The following is a 17,023-nucleotide window of genomic DNA, read 5'->3' on the forward strand; positions in this document are numbered from 1 at the left end:
ATAAAAGAATCAATTACTATTTTTTATTAGGACCATGAGAAGAAAGAATTGGACTGCGAGCCGGAGCGGAAGAATATTACTGAGGGATGAAGGTCCTGTTTTTTATCTTGCTTGCTCAGACAGCATTTGCGTTTACCAGGCCGGTCGTGGAGATTTCCCGAATCCATCAAGCGCCTCAAATAGAAGATTTTCTGGACATGGATTCCGACAGCGAGAGAGACCTTCTGAAAATAGAAGGATTCCGGCAGCGGGAGCGGAATGACAATAAGCCCTCCACGCGTCTTACCAGGGTTTTTCTGGGTTATGATGACCGCAATTTCTATGCAGTTTTTCAATGTTTCGAGAAGGATCGCGACAAAATTCGCGCGCGGATGATGAATCGCGGCAGTAACGCGATCTACAATGACGACATCGTTACAGTTCAGCTGGACACGTTCAATGACCAGCGCCGCGCGTATCAGTTCGTGTCCAACCCATTCGGCGTCCAGCAGGATGCCGTTTGGTTTGAGGATTCCGCAACCTTTGATTACTCCTTCGATACTGTTTTCAAAACGAAAGCAAGGATCACTCAAGACGGATATGTTGTCTTGTTTGCGATTCCATTTCGCAGTTTACGGTTTTCGTCCGATGAGCGTCAAAACTGGGGAATTCTTTTAACTCGTTATATTCCCGGGATCGATGAGCAAACTTACTGGCCTCAGTATTCGAACAAAATCTCCGGACGACTGAACCAGACGGCGGTTCTGAATGGTCTGAGGAATATTTCACCCGGGCGTAATATTCAGCTTCTGCCGTACACTGCGTTTCGGTCTTTTCAGGCGCTTGATCTTCGGAACCTGTCCACTCCGCGGATTGTGGAGGACCCGGCGGAGAATGAGGTGGGAATAGATGGCAAATTCATCGCGAGGGACAGTCTTGTTGTCGATGTGACGGCGAATCCTGATTTCAGCCATGTAGAATCGGATGAACCGCAGGTCACGGTGAATCAAAGATTTGAGGTGCTCTTCCCTGAAAAACGTCCGTTCTTTCTGGAGAATCAAAGCTTTTTTGAAACTCCGATTAATTTACTGTTTACGCGGAGAATTGCTGATCCGCAATGGGGGACGCGCCTGACCGGAAAGATTGGGAATTACAGTCTGGGCGCTTTGCTTAGCGATGATGAATCGGAAGGAAAGAGTCTGCCTGAAGATCATCCGTTGTCGGGGGAACGCGCATATTATGGCACCATCCGGGTAAGTCGCGATCTCGGACACCAATCTTCAATTGGGTTGATTTACGCCGACAGCCGATTTGCCAGCAGCTTCAACCGCGCAGGCGGTGTTGATGCTCATATCAAATTCAGCGATCAGTGGGTTTCTACTTTTCAAGCTGTTACAACGTCCACCAGGAATCAAGATGGAACCAGAAGTGCCGGGCCCGGATACAGAGTGAACTTGCGGCGGAATGGGCGCCATTTTGTTTACAATTTCGACTACCATGATTTCAGTCCCGGATTTGTCTCGCGTACTGGATTTGTGAATCGCACCGATATTCGACGATTCGATCAACAGGCAGGCTACAGTTTCCGCCCGGAAAGCAACTTTCTGTTCGCGTGGACGCCGCATTACGATATTTCCTATGTCTATGATCACAGCGGAACACTGATAGATTGGTTTCACAATCCATGGGTATCGCTTGATATGGCTGGACAAACGTTCCTGGGGTTTGGTTATACCTTTTTGGCTACCAGGGTAAAACCGGACGACTTCCCGGTCCTCACTGAGAATCTCAGGATATCCCGTCACGAGTGGGGTGTGACCTTCAACACGGAAGCATTGAGACGGCTCAGTGTCGCATCGTCACTATTTGTTGGCAGATCTGTAAATTTTGTGCCCCGCGAAGATAAGCCTCCCGCCGGTGCCGATTTTCTGAACGCAGCCTTAACCCTTTCCTTCCGCCCGACGAATTCCTTCACCATTGATACTGCGTACATCCTGAACAGGCTTACAGATCCTCAGACATCTTTCGATATCTTCAACAATCACATTATCCGGACAAAATGGAATTATCAAATCAATCGCGAACTTTCGATTCGTGTCATTGTGCAGTATGACACTCTGCTGGCCAATACGAATTTTACTAGGTTGCAAACAGTGAAAAACCTGAATGCGGATTTATTGGTCACCTACATGGTTCATCCAGGCACCGCGCTTTTTGTCGGATTCAATAGCAATCTTCAAAATTTGGATCCGAGTCTTGCCATGACTGGCTCCGGCTTGCTGCGTACTCGCAACGATTTCCTGAACGATGGCAAACAGTTCTTCGTAAAATACTCACATTTGTTCCGATTCTGACCGCTCTGACAACAATTCGTCTAACCGCAATAAGTTCGAATGGAGTTAAGGCGAATTACCGGGAGAGCGTCGATAGCGGGAGCAACTCAAACAATCGAGGAAAGAACGTTGCAAAATCTGACAATTTCCTCATCGGTATTGTAGTAATGTACGGAAGCTCGAACGAGCGCCTTCAGTGAGCGGGCTTCCATGTCCAGACGTGCCGAGCCAATCTGCGAGACCCACACGTTGATGTTCTGTTTTCTCATTTCCGATCGGATCTCGAATGGATCTTTTGTTTCTGCAAGAAAAGTCACGATTCCACACTTTTCTTTGCCAAGATCTGCGACTTTGACTCCCCGAATCGAATTCAACTTTTCGCGAAGGTGATCCGCAAGAGTGCTTATCCGATCCCGGATCGCTTCGATCCCCCAGGAGAGCGCATAATCGATGGCCACGCCTAGTCCAATTTTGGCAGCTATATTTGACTCAAAATTCTCGAAGCGGCGCGCATCTTTTCGGATCTCGTATCGATCCCTTGAGATCCACTTCGCTGAATGTAAGTCTACAAATGGAGGTTCAAGAGTTTCATAAAGATTGCGCCGAACATAAAGGAATCCGGTTCCTCTTGGCGCCCGAAGATATTTGCGACCTGTAGCCGATAACATGTCGCACCCGATCTCATCGACCTGAAGTGGAATTTGACCGGCTGACTGACAGGCGTCCAGCAGATACGGAATCCCAGAACTCCTTGCGATTGTTCCAACGTCTGCAGCCGGATTTATGAGGCCTCCGTTGGTCGGAACATGGGTAATGGCGATTAACTTGACTCGCTCATCGATTGCGTGTTTGAGCGCATCGATGGAAATCTGTCCCGCCTCATCGTTAGGAATCACCTCAATCATCACACCCGTCTTCGGGGCCAATTGCAAAAATGCAACATAGTTGCTGACATACTCCGCCATCGAAGTGAGAATGCGATCCCCCTTTTTCAACGGCAATGAGTAAAACGCCATATCCCAGGCGCGAGTTGCGCTCTCCAGAACTGCAATCTCATCGCGCCCTGCACCGATCAGCTGAGCAATAGAATCATAAGTGTGCTCACACTTGCTTTCCATTTTCTCGGCAGCTTCGTAACCGCCTATTTCTGCTTCGAGCCGAAGATGGCGAATCACCGAATCCAGTACAGGCCGGGGAATGAGTGATGCGCCGGCGTTATTGAAATGAATTATTTTTTCGCATGCGGGTGTGTCCCGGCGTGCCTTATCCACATCAATCGACATTTCACACTCCTCTTCTGAAAGGGATCCTGATGCTCCCACTTCGAACGTTAATCCTTCTGGCGACATAGATAAAGTTAATTGTTCTAATCATATCGATGAACTCTATACATCTACTCGCGAATGCTTCATGTTCGAAATCGATATGTGTCATGAAAATTTTTTGTTTGATAAAGGATCAGAGTTGTAGTCACATCGAGAGAAACAAAGGAGGGTACGGATGGAAGTTGTTTCAACGAAAGCAGCACCCGCGCCGATCGCACCTTATTCGCAGGCCATAAAGGCCGGAGGATTTCTTTTTATTTCAGGATCTGCGGGAACGGATCCCAACACAGGCGCAATCGTAGAAGGGGGCCTGGCCGCGCAGACAGAGCAAACGCTTAGAAACCTCAGTGCCACAGTCACAGCAGCAGGATCGACACTGGAAAAAGTCGTAAAGGTTACGGTTTACCTGAAAAATATCGAAGATTATGAAGAGATGAATCGGATTTATCAGAGATGGTGGTTAAAGCATTTTCCCGCACGCACAACGGTCGGCGTTGCGGCTTTGCCCCGGCCGGAGATCCTGATCGAAATCGATGCTATAGCGATGCTGTGATCTACACTACCTCGGTTGTCTTTGTTGTCAATAGAGTACAACGAAGCAAGCTCCGTACAAGATTGAGAGAGGAGCCGCCGTAGAATAAAAAGAATGCACGAATCCTCATTGGCAGAATTTATCAAGAGCAGCCGTGGAGATTTTGAGACAAAGCTGTGCCGGCTTGTTGAAATTCCAACGATCAGCGCGGACCCGGGGCGTGAGAGTGATTTTCACGCCGCCGCATTGCTGGCTGCCGGTTATTTAGAAGAATTTGGCGCTGAATCCGCGATCCATCAGACTGGCGGACATCCGGTTGTGGTAGGTAAGTTTTCGCAGCCTGACGCCAGAAAAACGTTGACGATCTATAACCATCTGGATGTGCAACCGGCAGAAGAACCGGAATGGAAACGCGCTTCGTTCGTGTTTGCCAGGGAAGGGGACAAATATTTCGGCCGTGGAACAACGGATGACAAAGGTCCTGCGTTAACGGCTCTCTTTGCAGCTCGTTATGCGATGGAATCAAAAATCCCACTGAACATACAGTTTGTCTGGGAATTTGAAGAAGAAATTGGAAGTCCTCATTTCGAAGAATTTTTGCAGAGAAATGCTCCATCTTTGAAGAGTGACTCCGTCATGGTAGTCGATTCGATCTGGACTACCAGCGATAAGCCGGGAATCTGTTATGGGATTCGAGGGAATCTCAGTGGATCCATGCTGCTGGAAACGGCCGAAGCGGGAGTCCATTCGGGAATTACAGGTGGCGTTGCCAGGAACCCTCTTACAGAATTATGTTGGGTCGCGGCCCAATGCTACGATCCAAAAACAGCAAAGGTGTTGATCCCTGGATTCTATGATGACGTCCACAAAGTTAGCAGAAGAGAGAAGGCAAACTTTGTGAATTCCGGGTTTGTTCTGAAAACATTTGCTGCGGCTTACAGGCTAAAAAAGATTCGTGTTCAGCAAAGCAAAGAAGCCATGATGCGCCTATGGTGCCGACCTACATTTGAAGTTCACGGAGTTGTCGGAGGTTATTCAGGCGCAAAAGTGAAGACGGCAATTCCTCCTCGCGCGGAATTGAAGTTTAGCTGTCGCCTGGTGCCGAATCAGGACCCTGAAAGGATATCAAAGCTGATTCAGCGATTTGTTAAAAAGCTAAATCCTGATGTGGAAGTGGTCATTCATGCGAAACTGCAATGGTATGTCGGTGATATCACAAGCTCTTATGCGAAAGCAATCTCGGATGCGATGAAATTTGGATTTTCGCGCTCGCCTGCTTTCGTTCGATCCGGCGGTTCGGATGGAGCAATCATTCTTCTTCAGCGTTACCTAAATGCTCCGGTTCTTATGCCGGGACTCTCCTTGCCTGAACATGGCTACCACGCTCCAAATGAATTCTTCGACTGGGGGCAGGTTGCCGGTGGGATTCGTACGTTTGTCCGTTACTTTGATACGATCTCGCGATTCGAATAACGCCGATGTCATAAGATATCCTTTTCAAAATGAAGAACAAAGGCAGTTTGATTCTGACACGAAGCGAAGTTGCGGATCTATTGGATCTGGAATCCTGCATCCAGGCCGTCGAAGACGCGTTCCGCTGGCATGAAGAAGGGGCGGCACTCCATCCAGGTGTTCTGAGCACACATGCTTCCGATGGAGCATTTCACGTGAAAGCTGCCGGCGTGCAATCGAGCAGGCTCTATTACGCGGCCAAGATCAATGCCAACTTCCCGCAAAATACAAAAAAGTTTGGCTTGCCCAGTATTCAAGGGATCATTCTGTTGTGTGACGGCCAAAATGGCTATCCGCTGGCGGTCATAGATTCCATCGAGATTACAATCTTGCGGACAGGAGCAGCGACTGCAGTGGCAGCGAAATATCTTGCGGCGCCGGAGGCAGAAACTGCGCTGATCTGGGGCTGCGGAAACCAGGGAAGAATTCAGTTGAAATCGATTGCAAAAATCGTTTCGCTGAAACGCGTATTTGCTTATGATGCAGATTCCAAAGTTTTGAACAAATTTGTGGCAGATCTTAGCCAGGAACTGAATATTGAAGTGATTCCAACATCGGATCCTCTGTCTGCTGCACGGTTCAGCCAGATCTGCGTCACCTGTACTCCATCGCGTACTCCTTTGATCGGGCCTGAGAATATTTCGGAAGGCGCTTTCATTGCGGGCGTTGGGGCCGATAATCCACAAAAGCATGAACTTGCCCCGGAACTTCTTACTCGCGGCAAAATTGTGGTGGATCTTTTGGACCAATGTCTTGTAATGGGGGATCTTCATCATGCAGTGGAAAGAGGTATCGTTCGGGCAGATCAAGTGCACGCAGAACTTGGCGAGATTGTTTGCGGTAAAAAGAAAGGTCGCGAATCAAAGCAGGAGATTATCATTTTCGACAGCACAGGGACCGCGCTGCAGGACGTGGCTGTTGCCACCATTGTGTATGAAAAAGCACTGAAAAGACAAAGCGGTAGGTGGATCGATTTTCAAAAGTAATTGGAGAAAATCATTTCTTTGCGTCTGCTCTAATGGATGCTGAAACCTCAAAAACGTATTCGGGCGTTTCATTTGGAGATGCCTTCCGCTTCTGGCTCGTGCTAGGGTTCATCAGCTTTGGTGGTCCCACCGGACAAATTTCCATCATGCACGAAGAGCTTGTCGAGAAACGGAAATGGATCAGCGAATCCCGCTTCCTTCATGCTCTCAATTACTGCATGCTCCTCCCTGGTCCCGAAGCGGCACAGCTCGCAATCTATATTGGCTGGCTTTTGCATCGGACGATCGGAGGAATTGTTGCGGGAGTGTTTTTCATCTTACCTTCCATTGTCATCCTGTGGCTTCTTTCTTACATCTATGTGATTTATGGAAACGTGTTCTGGATTGCTTCCTTATTTTATGGACTCAAGGGCGCCGTGATGGCAATCGTCGCTGCAGCAGTCCTGCGTATCGGAAAGAAAGCTCTAAAGAATGAAGTGATGTGGGTAGTGGCCGGCTGCGCGTTTATTGCGATTTTCTTTTTGAAAGTTGCTTTTCCCTGGGTCATCTTTTCCGCCTGTTTCATCGGCCTCCTGGGGGGAAAACTGTATCCGGCAAAATTCGCGGTCTTGCGTACTGCAAACAGAAATGTTTCCGATGTTGCGCAAATCAATGATCAGACGGCCTCACCTCCACACGCCAAACCATCGCTTGTGCGAGCGATCAAAATCTGTATTGTATCAATGTTCTTGTGGTGGACACCGGTTTTCCTGACCGCAATGTTCCTGGGGCGCGAACACACAATCTTTCGAGAAGGTATTTTCTTTAGCAAAGCGGCTGTGATTACAGTTGGAGGCGCCTACGCCGTGCTTCCCTACATATCCCAACAGGCTGTCGAGAAGTATAACTGGCTGCAGCCGGGTCAGATGATGGATGGTTTGGGATTGGCGGAAACCACACCCGGACCGTTGATCATGGTTGTTCAATTTGTAGGATTTCTGGGAGGCTGGAATCATCCCGGAGAACTTCCGCGTCTTTCAGCAGCAACGTGGGCCGCGCTTTTAACTACGTGGGTTACATTCGTTCCATGCTTTTTGTGGATTTTTTTAGGCGCTCCGCATGTGGAACAATTGCGGAGCAATCGCTCCCTGACGGCAATGTTATCCGTGATCACAGCCGCTGTCGTTGGAGTTGTTCTAAACCTTGCCGTTTGGTTCGCAATTCATTCTTTAATTCCTGCTCCCGGAACCATTGATTATTTTCTATTGTTTCTTTCTGTCACTTTCTTTATCGGGATCATCCGCTTTTCCTGGAATGTCGTCCCTGTGGTTATCGCTTCAGGAGCGCTTGGGATCGCTTACAGAATCTTATCTTGAATTCCTGAATAGTTTGAATGGAGGGCAGGTTCTCTGTCTGAGTCTACAAGGATGCAGATTTTCCCAAAATGAGTTGCTCCTGCCAGATGCTGAAATGCCTGAGCCGCTTCATGGCAAATAAAGACACCCCTCCGGTTCCCAACACCACGACTGTGTCTTCCGGCCTGAGACGCCCTGCGCAAACCACGGCATTCCATGCCGTAACTCCCGCGCACGGAAGCGTTGCAGCTTCTTCATCGGACAGATGCGGCGGGACCGGTACGACACTATCTTCGTCTACTGCGATGTATTGTGCGAGAACCCATCGGCTACTGCGCCTCCGAGCGGAGAGACAAGTTTTTCCGGAGAGACTTCGCCCTCCAGCCACCTGGGATAAAAGATGGGCGCAACGCGATCTCCCTTCTTGACTCTGGTTACTCCGGTACCTGTCGTTTCGACAACGCCGGCTGCATCGGAGACAGGAACGCGGCCGGAAGGAGGTCTCCAACGGTTAACACCGTTTACTACGAGTAAGTCTCGATAATTGAGTGAAACCGCCCGGACGTTCAAGACAATCTGGCCGGGTTCGGCCACAGGCTCCGGACGTTCGACAACCTTTAAAGAATCAATACCAAATTTTTCACCAACTTTAATGACGCGCATGTTCCTGTCCTTTCCTTTATCACTCGTATCTAATTGCCACGGTTGGATCAACTCGCGATGCACGGCGAGCCGGAACAAAACATGCAAACAGAGCTACAAAAACCAGCAGCAATACGATCACAATGAATGTCTGCGGGTCGGTTACACTGACACCGAAGAGCAGGTTCTTGATTAGCCGCGTCACCGCAAGCGACGCCACGAAACCAAGCGGTACGCCAATGAATGTTAGCTTCATACCTTGACCGATCACGAGTTTCAATACGTCACTCCGCCTTGCTCCGAGCGCCATCCGAATGCCGATTTCATGAGTGCGTTGTGCTACTCCGTACGAGATCGCACCGTAGAGTCCTGTGGCCGCAAGCACCAATGCCGCGACTGCAAAAATGGTTAGCAGCCACGCATTGAAGCATCGCGGAGCGATTGAAGCGGACATGTACTGCTGCATGGTCCGCATGTTCGAACTGGGCACATCGCGATCGACCGCCTGTATTTCGCGGCGCACCGCAGATGACAACGTCATAGGCTCAACTGCCGTGCGAATCAGCCAGTATTGATTTCTCGTCATCCACACCACGTCATCTTCGTGAAACTGATGGATCGGAAGGTAAATGTGAAGCGATGGGTCGCTGTCCAGGCTCGCATGTTTCACGTCTCCCATCACGCCTACTATTTCAACAGGACGGGGACCTGTGTCATTGTCATCGATGAGAAGATACGCCCCGATTGGGCTACTGTTTGGCCAGTACCGCCTGGCAAAATTCTGACTGATGAGAGCTACCGGTTTGGTCTGCGCCGTATCGTGCTCTTTGAATTCACGGCCAGTGATCAACGGAATCCTCATCGCCTCGAAGTAACCTGCGCTGGCAATACGAAAGTCTGCCATCATCGCTTCATCAGGAGGGGTTGCGCGCCCCTCTATGGTAACTGGTACGCGGGCCAAAACGCCGCTCAGCGGAAGCGTGGAGACGAGGCCAACACTTTCGACTCCTGGCAAACTTTCAAGGCGTGGCCGGAGCTTTTCATAAAATCCGGTGACTGCAGCGCGGTTGGAGTAAGTTGTTTTTGGTAATGAAAGCCTTAGCGCCAGAACGTTATCTGCATCGAATCCGGGACTGACTTCTTGCAGCCGCAGAAAACTTTTAACAAGCAAACCGGCGCCGGCCAGCAGAACAAGTGAGAGGGCGATTTGAAAGATGACCAGGAAGCCTCGCGCACGACTTTGTCGCGGTCCGCTGACAGATCCACGAACCCTCTCTTTGAGTTCGTCATTCAGACTTACGCGTGTCGTTTGCCATGCTGGGGCCACACCGAAGATCATCGCAGTCAACAGCGAAAGCGCGAGCGTGAACAGAATCACGCGAAAGTCCACAGAGACTTCCGCAATGCGCGGCAGGTTTTCCGGGCTGAGCACAAGCAACAATGGACTGCCATAGTATGCAAGCAGCAATCCACCTACGGCGCCTAGCAGAGCAATCAACAAGCTCTCTGTTGCAAGTTGCTGAATTAAACGCCAGCGATTGGCGCCGAGGCCCATCCGAATGGCCATCTCGCGGCGCCGCGTTGATGCCCGCACCAGCGCCAGATTCGCCAGATTCACACAAGTGATCAGAAGCACCACACCGATTGCTCCAAACAAGACCCACAACGCGACGCGGAAGTTTCCCACGACTTCTTCATGCAACGGAGTAAGCGTGACGCCAAGCTTTTGTCGATTGGCGACCGAGTATTGCTGCCGAACCCGCTCGGCTATGGAAGTTAAATCCGCTTCAGCTTGTTGGAGTGTGATGCCCTGCTTCCTCCGCGCAACGGCGAGCAAGAAATTTGTCGATGTGCGTATGTTGCGCGATGGATCGGCATCAGGAGCCAGCGGAACCGCGAGTTCCGCTTCTCTGATCGGAAAGAAAAACTGTGGCGGCAGGACGCCCACCACCGTGTAGCTCGCGCCATTCAGTGTGAGCGTTTGTCCATCGAGCAGCGGATCAGCGCCAAATCGCCGCTGCCACAAACCGTGACCTACGACTACTACATTTTCCTGACCGGGTGTGTCCTCTGCAGCCAGCAAAGTACGCCCGATCAACGCTTCCACGCCAAGTAACTGAAAGGCGTTTGCTGAAATTCGGAGGCCTTGCAATCGCTCAGGGTCACCGCGGCCGGTTAGATTCGCACTCCAATTCGCAAACGCTCCGATGTCGTCCAGGCTTCGATTCTGGTCTCGAAAGTCGATGAAATCAGGAAGATTAAACGGGCGCTTGCCCGGGTCCACGCGGCGCGAAGTCATCCACACCAATTGTTCCGGCTGCTTGAAGGGAAGTTGGCGCAACAGGATGCCATTGACTAGACTGAAGATCGCTGTATTACCACCGATGCCGAGTGTAAGTGCAAGCACTGCCTCCAGTGAAAAGCCCGGTTGCTTGAGCATTGTTCGAATTGCGTACCGTAAGTCTTGCCAGAGATCTTCCACAATATTTTCCTCCTTGAAGAAACTAAGGATCCGTTAGCGCATGACGGTATCTGTGTGGAGTGGTTCCTAAAGAACGTACAAAAGCGCGTCGCATCACAGCGGCATTTGCGAATCCGCAGATAGAGGCAATCTGTTTGAGACCTCTGTCCGTTCGTTCGAGCTGGAGCCGTGCTGCTTCCACACGAATTCGCAGAAGACATCCGTTCGAAGTTTCGAACGCTCATGGCTACGCGGTCTGCAAGGATCTGAACAGTGAGTTTCCTGTGAACGTTTTCCCGAATCCAAACTTGAAGCTCCTGTATCGCTTTCATTTCCGATGCCTGAGCGGCCAACGATACGCTTACCTGTTTCTGTTTGCCGGATCTGCGGAGAAACAAAACCAGTTCGCGCGCTATTTCCTGCGCAACGGAGACGCCGCAATCTTCTTCCACCCAGGCAAGGGCCAGATCGATTCCCGCCGAAATGCCTGCGGAGGTATAAATGTTTCCATCCTTCACCCAGATCGGCTCCGATTCGACTTTCACCCTCGGATAGCGATTTGCCATCTCCTGTCCGAATTTCCAATGTGTAGTCGCTCTTTTGCCATCCAGCAAACCGGCTTCTGCCAGCAAAAACGAGGCAACGCAAACGGAGCCGAATCTGCGAACAATGGGAGCTGTTTTTTTCATCCATGCGAACAGAACCGGATCGTATTCGGTGCGCGTTTTAAGTCCGCACACAAGCAGCACCGAATCGAATTTCCCCTTCACATCCTGAATGTAACCGTGTGCAGCAAAGGAAAGCAGACCTTCCTCTCCCTGAACAACCAGTTCTTTCTTGTTGGTGACAACTTCCACTTCATAAACTGCCTTGCCGGACAGACGATTTGCAGCACCAAGAACTTTGAGGAGGCCCACGAGATCCATCTCATCAACAGGCGGGACGACTACTACAATGATCCGCTTTCCATTCGATCCTGTAGCCTGATAGTTCTTCGTCATCTTTTGCCCAAGTATACTCGGCCAAAACATTTTCGAGCAAGAGAATATGTACCGTTTGGCGGAAAATGACTTTCTTCTGTCGCGAAACGGCGTTAAGCAATCTGTAAGAGCCGAGAATAGGTTTTTAATCTTGGCATCTTGGCGGTTAGAATTACATGTTTAGAAATCGGTAGCGCAGATTTTTCGCAAATTTTATGATAACGGCAGATTCAAGAAAATGCTTTCACAGAGACGACTGTTTCTGGTCCTCGCCGTATCAGCAACAGTCCTTTTTTGGGGCTCATCCTTTGTGGCGATCAGGGCGGCTCTAAAGGATTATGGAGCGGAGCAGCTTGTGTGTCTTCGATTTTTGGTCAGCTCATTCATACTGTTCGGTATAGCAATCGTGAGGCGGGTTCCACTTCCCAGAATATCGGATGTACTGGCAATCTTTCTTTGCGGTGTGCTCGGAATAACCTTCTACCAGCTTGCATTAAGCTTCGGGCAGAAGACTGTAAATGCCGGAGCAGCCTGCTTGATAATCAACACGGCGCCTATTTACACGATCTTGTTGGCGCGCGTTTTCTTGAAAGAACAATTCTCACCAAGGATCTGGATCGGAACAACGATCAGTTTAGCCGGAACTACTTTGATTGCTCTTGGCGAGAGTGGAGGGATTGTAATCAACCGGGGCGCCATTCTGATTGCCCTTGCCGCTTTATGTTATGCGGCGTCTGTCATCTTGCAAAAACCGTTGATGAAACGATACGAACCAGCCGCCTTCTCAAGTTACTTGATCTGGTCAGGTTCCGTCTTGCTACTTCCCTTTATTCCCGGCGCTGTTTCCAGAGCCAACGAGGCAAGCATCACCACAAGCGGCGCTATCGTTTATTTGAGTGTGTTTCCTACTGTGATCGGCTTCTATTCTTGGTCCTTTGTACTATCGCATCTGCCCGCGAGCAAGACAGTTTCATTTCTTTACATGATGCCTGTTGTTGCTGTGCTTTTGGAGTGGATCATCTTTCGTGAATTGCCGCGATCTTTGACTGCTGTTGGTGGACTTTTCTCGCTGGTGGGCGTGGTTCTTGTAAACACTTCTAAATTTGCTAAAAACAAAAACACCTGACACGTGCGCCAGTGTAATCGCCAGTTCAAAAACGCCGGGAAACGAACTTTTCCACAGCTACTCCACTGACTTAGAATTGCACGTTGACTTCCGATGAACAGGATTGAAAGGATCCGTTTTCACAAACCTTATATCGAAAGGAGGCTCCTTTTTTACTAGTCGCGTCGTCCCAGTGATAACTATCGTTCGGAGTTGTCAGGCGTTTGACTCCATTTCTGAATAAAACGACATTTTCCGAGCGCACATCCGTTCCCCAATCCAGATAAACGAGTCTCCGACCATTAGAGACAACGGCTTTGCCGAAGAGTGGAACGATGATCTTGTTTGGGACGAACGCAGGAGGTACGGGGCATGAATTGAACCCGTTGTTTGACAAGATTCCCACGGTTTCGCTTTTTTCATTTAACACAATGACATCCGGTTTAGAATCGCGATTCACATCCTTAATCGCCACATCGAAACCCGGGCCAAACTCCGTCGCTTCGGGTCGGGCACAGATTCTCGTAGTTCAGGAATGCATCGAAGCAACCTGCGCCATTGTTTATGAGAATCCGGAGGTGGCCTTGTCTGTTAATGATTGCCAGATCATCATCACCATCACCGTCCAAATCGCCAACCGCCACAACTTCCGGGATTGCGCCAGCATTGTAGTTCAACGGACTTGCCAGGTTAATTTGCGCTGTTGTTATTAAAGGAAACAATAACAAGGAACACACAACAAGGATCACAATGGTGAAAGCAATTTCACTCCTCATATCTTCTCCTCGATCCGACGAGATCTTTACTTTCCAATATAGGTCCGGCAAGCAGAACAGATTTGTTATGACAGCGTAAAATTTTTCTTTATTTTTATTCATCATATCGATGAGACAAAAGAATTAGTCTTATGAACGCCACGGTGAGGCTAAGGAAGGATGGAAGGATATGATTAGCCGATGAGATCGTGCCGCAGATCTCAACGCTCTAAAACTTGAGTGAGGTCCTGCCACTGTCAGGCGCTTGCGTCGTTAATACTAATAGAGTAGTTTTTGGACAACAGCGTTTACATGAATCCGGGTTGTATCGAGCAAAGGGACTTGAGCGCCCGCCTGATTATCCAAAATCAGCGGTAATTCGGTTCCCGCCAGAATCAGACCCTGAATCTGTTCCCGTTCCAACATCCTGCCGGCAATCTTCAGAAGCTGACTACGAGTTTCTGGAAAAAACATCCCTTTGAGTAACTCATTCATGTATTTGTCATGAATAAAGTCACGTTCATTTTTATCGGGAACCACCAGCGCCATTTGTCTCTTTCGAAATATGGTTGCGTAAAACTCTCCCTCCATTGTGAAACGAGTGCCAAACAGCCCAAGCTTTTGCAAACCCACAGATGAGGCAAAGTCACAGGCGGCCTCTACGATACTTATCAAGGGGAGAGCCACCTTTTTGCAGATCTCATCAAAAACAATGTGCGGCGTGTTTGCGGCCATAATTCCGAAATCGGCTCCTGCCCTTTCGAGTCGTTCGATTTCATTAGCAAGATACTCGACAAGTTTTGGCAGTTCGTTTGCGGCAGCCATTTGGAGCATTCTGTTCACGTCTATGCTGTTTATGATGATGGAAGGGTAGCTGCCGTCACGCTTTTGCTCGCGATACACTGCAATGATAGACTTGTAGTAATCGACAGTCGATTCCGGCCCGATACCGCCAATAATTCCTACAGTCTTCATCCGAATTTATTACGGTTCCTAACGCCTATTCTAGAGCGGTTGCTTCAATTTCAATCAAGCAGTCCATAGGTAACCGGCTTGCTTCGATTGTTGTTCGAACTGGAGGCTTTTCTCTGAAGAACGTTGCGTAAACCTCGTTCATGCCGGCAAAATCATCCATGGTTTTGAGATAGACAACGCACCTCACAACTTTCCTCATGCTGGTTCCGGCGGCTTCCAGCAGACTGGATACATTCTGAAGAGCGCGTTTAGTCTGACGATCGATTCCTCCTTTGACGAGCTCTTGCGTCGTGGGATCAAGAGGAATCTGTCCTGTAGCAAATACAAATCCATTCGCTTTAATCGCTTGCGAATACGGCCCGATGGGATTTGGAGCGGCATCCGTGGTTACAACCTCAATCATAAACACTCCCTTCGATCATTATTTTTCTCGGCTGTGGTTTTAATTCCATTCCGCACTTCGCACAAAGATTCCATTGCAAATGTTGTTATGAGAGAACCGGACAGCAAAAGGGTACGCATCTCTTTTCCTCGCTTTTTAGCGCAGGTACTTTCTAGACAGGTTACTGCCTGAGAAAGTGTTTGTAAAATTGATTGTTTTCATTACTGTGATGAAAAATCTAAATTCATTGGAAAGGGATTCAAATCTTTATTTCCCACTGAAAAAGCGTAAGTGCCTCCATTTTCGACTTCCATATTACGCATCGAGAATTGCCCCAGGTCCGATGTGCTTCAATCTTTCGCAGTTGTCAAATTCTTAGAATGATGACAAATCGTAAAGCGAAGGACTCCAAACGGCGGAAATAAACCCTTGATACGGCCGGCGCTCGTCGTAGGGATCCGCAAACATTCCGGCTTCGACAACCTTCCGATTGGTCACTGCAAACATGTAGTGCCAGAGCTGATTAAAGACTTGCTCGTACGGGACTCCATACTTAAGCGGTGTAATTCCCCGCAATTCTTTCCGGATGTCCTGATAGTTATCCATCAAGAATTCCTGAATAATTTCGCGTCCTGTTATCAGCATTGAGGAAACGAGAGCCTTGTCGGAAACAGAAAGTACCGGTACTACTGGAGCAAAAAGACCATCCGTTGACTCAATCCAGTGAATCGCTATGAGAAAATCCACAGCGTCCTGGACTTGTTCGGGGGGGTAGATGCAGCGAGGAAGCCAAGTTGAGCGAGGTCGCGCGATTCTTTTCAAGACCAAACATTATTCTTCCCAACAGGCTCCACATTTGATGATCCACGGCTCTGCGGAGAGTATGAAGGGACGGTTTTAAAGAATCAGGCAAATTGCCAGGTGTATAATCCCAACTGATTGCCCATAGCAAATCCGGAAGCGTATAACGTGGCAGGGAATGGTGATCTCCGAAAGATGTGATAACGACATCCTGTGACTCTTCGTTGTGGCTTCCCCAATATAATCCTTTCAATATTGACGGGTCTTTTTCCTGAGCCCAGGGAACATAACCATTTCCCATCGCATCTTTCGGAGGTTTATAGCGATACCCTTTATCTGCTGTAATTCTTAAACCGTCCCAGTCCAGTGAGAAACAGCCTAGAAGAATAAACGCGAGTTCCTTCTTGCGATCGGTGGAAAGAGATGGATCGGTCGAAAGGATCGATTCGATCTCATTTTTTCTTCCCAAAAACCCCTTTGTCATTTTCTCCGCTTTTGCTTCGGAAACGCGAAGAATCGTCTTCAGATCTTCTCGGGTAAATAAAGTGAAGTTGATTGTGTACCGATTCTCAGAAAAACGGATCAACCCGAGGGCTTTCAGATCTTTTCGTCCGACAGTTGATCCTTGGAGTGCTTGATCCAAATATTCTTTGTCACGGGGCTCACGTGCTATGTCCAGAAGAATCTGCTGCACTTGCGGGTGTCCCATTGCGCTCGAATATTCACCGGTTTCTGAACCGACGATTCCATAACTCAACACACCGCGGCCGGGATTCTCTCCAAGTAATCCCGTTTGGAATAGTAAGAAAGAAGAGAGCAATAGAATCACGCATCGATTCGATGATTTTTCGGCCATTTCCTCTGGACCCGTAGATTTAGACCAGGACCTTGAACTTTTGGTTGGGCAATTAATGGCTTGTT

16 protein-coding genes are annotated in these 17,023 nt (G+C 49.0%); 6 read left to right on the top strand and 10 right to left on the bottom strand.

Going from position 1 to position 17,023, the window contains the following annotated elements; all coding sequences use genetic code 11:
* Positions 1-86: 86 nt before the first annotated feature.
* Entirely contained in the window at positions 87-2,333 is a 2,247-nt protein-coding gene (locus L0156_02095) for a carbohydrate binding family 9 domain-containing protein (protein MCI0601780.1), read from the top strand.
* 86 nt (positions 2,334-2,419) lie between these two features.
* On the opposite strand, the gene L0156_02100 is transcribed toward L0156_02095, so the two are convergent.
* Positions 2,420-3,595, bottom strand: coding sequence for an aminotransferase class V-fold PLP-dependent enzyme (locus L0156_02100; protein ID MCI0601781.1), 1,176 nt, complete (start codon positions 3,593-3,595; stop codon positions 2,420-2,422).
* A 217-nt stretch (positions 3,596-3,812) separates the two neighbouring features.
* On the opposite strand from L0156_02100, the gene L0156_02105 reads away from it, so the two are divergent.
* From L0156_02105 to chrA, 4 genes are all read left to right on the top strand, one after another.
* Positions 3,813-4,190: a Rid family detoxifying hydrolase gene (locus tag L0156_02105; GenBank protein ID MCI0601782.1), complete on the top strand. Its 378-nt coding sequence runs from the start codon at positions 3,813-3,815 to the stop codon at positions 4,188-4,190.
* A gap of 93 nt (positions 4,191-4,283) precedes the next feature.
* Complete coding sequence (locus L0156_02110; protein MCI0601783.1) at positions 4,284-5,642, top strand: M20/M25/M40 family metallo-hydrolase; 1,359 nt, start codon at positions 4,284-4,286, stop codon at positions 5,640-5,642.
* A gap of 29 nt (positions 5,643-5,671) precedes the next feature.
* On the top strand, positions 5,672-6,667 hold the full coding sequence (locus L0156_02115) for an ornithine cyclodeaminase family protein (GenBank protein ID MCI0601784.1): 996 nt from the start codon (positions 5,672-5,674) through the stop codon (positions 6,665-6,667).
* On the top strand, positions 6,646-8,022 hold the full coding sequence (gene chrA / locus L0156_02120; protein MCI0601785.1) for a chromate efflux transporter: 1,377 nt from the start codon (positions 6,646-6,648) through the stop codon (positions 8,020-8,022). Before L0156_02115 ends, chrA begins: the two co-directional genes overlap by 22 nt.
* Before the next feature lie 276 nt (positions 8,023-8,298).
* Here chrA and L0156_02125 read toward each other — a convergent pair whose 3' ends face one another.
* From L0156_02125 to L0156_02135, 3 genes are read right to left on the bottom strand one after another with little or no spacing between them, the layout of a single operon-like run.
* On the bottom strand, positions 8,299-8,664 hold the full coding sequence (locus L0156_02125) for an alcohol dehydrogenase catalytic domain-containing protein (GenBank protein ID MCI0601786.1): 366 nt from the start codon (positions 8,662-8,664) through the stop codon (positions 8,299-8,301).
* A 19-nt stretch (positions 8,665-8,683) separates the two neighbouring features.
* Positions 8,684-11,083, bottom strand: coding sequence for an ABC transporter permease (locus tag L0156_02130; GenBank protein ID MCI0601787.1), 2,400 nt, complete (start codon positions 11,081-11,083; stop codon positions 8,684-8,686).
* A complete protein-coding gene (locus L0156_02135) occupies positions 10,999-12,105 on the bottom strand; it encodes an AraC family transcriptional regulator (GenBank protein MCI0601788.1) in 1,107 nt (368 codons plus the stop codon). The genes L0156_02130 and L0156_02135 overlap by 85 nt, the downstream gene beginning before the upstream one ends.
* A 217-nt stretch (positions 12,106-12,322) precedes the next feature.
* On the opposite strand from L0156_02135, the gene L0156_02140 reads away from it, so the two are divergent.
* Positions 12,323-13,210: an EamA family transporter gene (locus L0156_02140; GenBank protein MCI0601789.1), complete on the top strand. Its 888-nt coding sequence runs from the start codon at positions 12,323-12,325 to the stop codon at positions 13,208-13,210.
* A 70-nt stretch (positions 13,211-13,280) separates the two neighbouring features.
* Here L0156_02140 and L0156_02145 read toward each other — a convergent pair whose 3' ends face one another.
* The 6 genes from L0156_02145 to L0156_02170 form a co-directional block, all read right to left on the bottom strand.
* Entirely contained in the window at positions 13,281-13,649 is a 369-nt protein-coding gene (locus L0156_02145; protein MCI0601790.1) for a hypothetical protein, read from the bottom strand.
* Between the two features lie 4 nt (positions 13,650-13,653).
* On the bottom strand, positions 13,654-13,965 hold the full coding sequence (locus L0156_02150; protein ID MCI0601791.1) for a hypothetical protein: 312 nt from the start codon (positions 13,963-13,965) through the stop codon (positions 13,654-13,656).
* Between the two features lie 258 nt (positions 13,966-14,223).
* A complete protein-coding gene (locus L0156_02155) occupies positions 14,224-14,919 on the bottom strand; it encodes an amino acid racemase (protein ID MCI0601792.1) in 696 nt (231 codons plus the stop codon).
* A gap of 25 nt (positions 14,920-14,944) precedes the next feature.
* Positions 14,945-15,322: a Rid family detoxifying hydrolase gene (locus L0156_02160; GenBank protein MCI0601793.1), complete on the bottom strand. Its 378-nt coding sequence runs from the start codon at positions 15,320-15,322 to the stop codon at positions 14,945-14,947.
* A gap of 354 nt (positions 15,323-15,676) precedes the next feature.
* Positions 15,677-16,048, bottom strand: coding sequence for a hypothetical protein (locus tag L0156_02165; GenBank protein ID MCI0601794.1), 372 nt, complete (start codon positions 16,046-16,048; stop codon positions 15,677-15,679).
* Entirely contained in the window at positions 16,017-16,958 is a 942-nt protein-coding gene (locus L0156_02170; GenBank protein ID MCI0601795.1) for a hypothetical protein, read from the bottom strand. Before L0156_02170 ends, L0156_02165 begins: the two co-directional genes overlap by 32 nt.
* Positions 16,959-17,023 lie beyond the last annotated feature (65 nt).

This window comes from bacterium, from assembly GCA_022616075.1.
Taxonomy (GTDB): Bacteria; Acidobacteriota; HRBIN11; order JAKEFK01; family JAKEFK01; genus JAKEFK01.

Excerpts from the sequence above, each read along its gene's own strand:
- L0156_02095 (MCI0601780.1), top strand. The coding sequence starts at position 87 with ATGAAGGTCCTGTTTTTTATCTTGCTTGCTCAGACAGCATTTGCGTTT.
- L0156_02100 (MCI0601781.1), bottom strand. The coding sequence starts at position 3,595 with ATGTCGATTGATGTGGATAAGGCACGCCGGGACACACCCGCATGCGAA.
- L0156_02105 (MCI0601782.1), top strand. The coding sequence starts at position 3,813 with ATGGAAGTTGTTTCAACGAAAGCAGCACCCGCGCCGATCGCACCTTAT.
- L0156_02110 (MCI0601783.1), top strand. The coding sequence starts at position 4,284 with ATGCACGAATCCTCATTGGCAGAATTTATCAAGAGCAGCCGTGGAGAT.
- L0156_02115 (MCI0601784.1), top strand. The coding sequence starts at position 5,672 with ATGAAGAACAAAGGCAGTTTGATTCTGACACGAAGCGAAGTTGCGGAT.
- L0156_02125 (MCI0601786.1), bottom strand. The coding sequence starts at position 8,664 with ATGCGCGTCATTAAAGTTGGTGAAAAATTTGGTATTGATTCTTTAAAG.
- L0156_02130 (MCI0601787.1), bottom strand. The coding sequence starts at position 11,083 with ATGCTCAAGCAACCGGGCTTTTCACTGGAGGCAGTGCTTGCACTTACA.
- L0156_02135 (MCI0601788.1), bottom strand. The coding sequence starts at position 12,105 with ATGACGAAGAACTATCAGGCTACAGGATCGAATGGAAAGCGGATCATT.
- L0156_02140 (MCI0601789.1), top strand. The coding sequence starts at position 12,323 with ATGCTTTCACAGAGACGACTGTTTCTGGTCCTCGCCGTATCAGCAACA.
- L0156_02150 (MCI0601791.1), bottom strand. The coding sequence starts at position 13,965 with ATGAGGAGTGAAATTGCTTTCACCATTGTGATCCTTGTTGTGTGTTCC.
- L0156_02155 (MCI0601792.1), bottom strand. The coding sequence starts at position 14,919 with ATGAAGACTGTAGGAATTATTGGCGGTATCGGGCCGGAATCGACTGTC.
- L0156_02160 (MCI0601793.1), bottom strand. The coding sequence starts at position 15,322 with ATGATTGAGGTTGTAACCACGGATGCCGCTCCAAATCCCATCGGGCCG.
- L0156_02170 (MCI0601795.1), bottom strand. The coding sequence starts at position 16,958 with ATGGCCGAAAAATCATCGAATCGATGCGTGATTCTATTGCTCTCTTCT.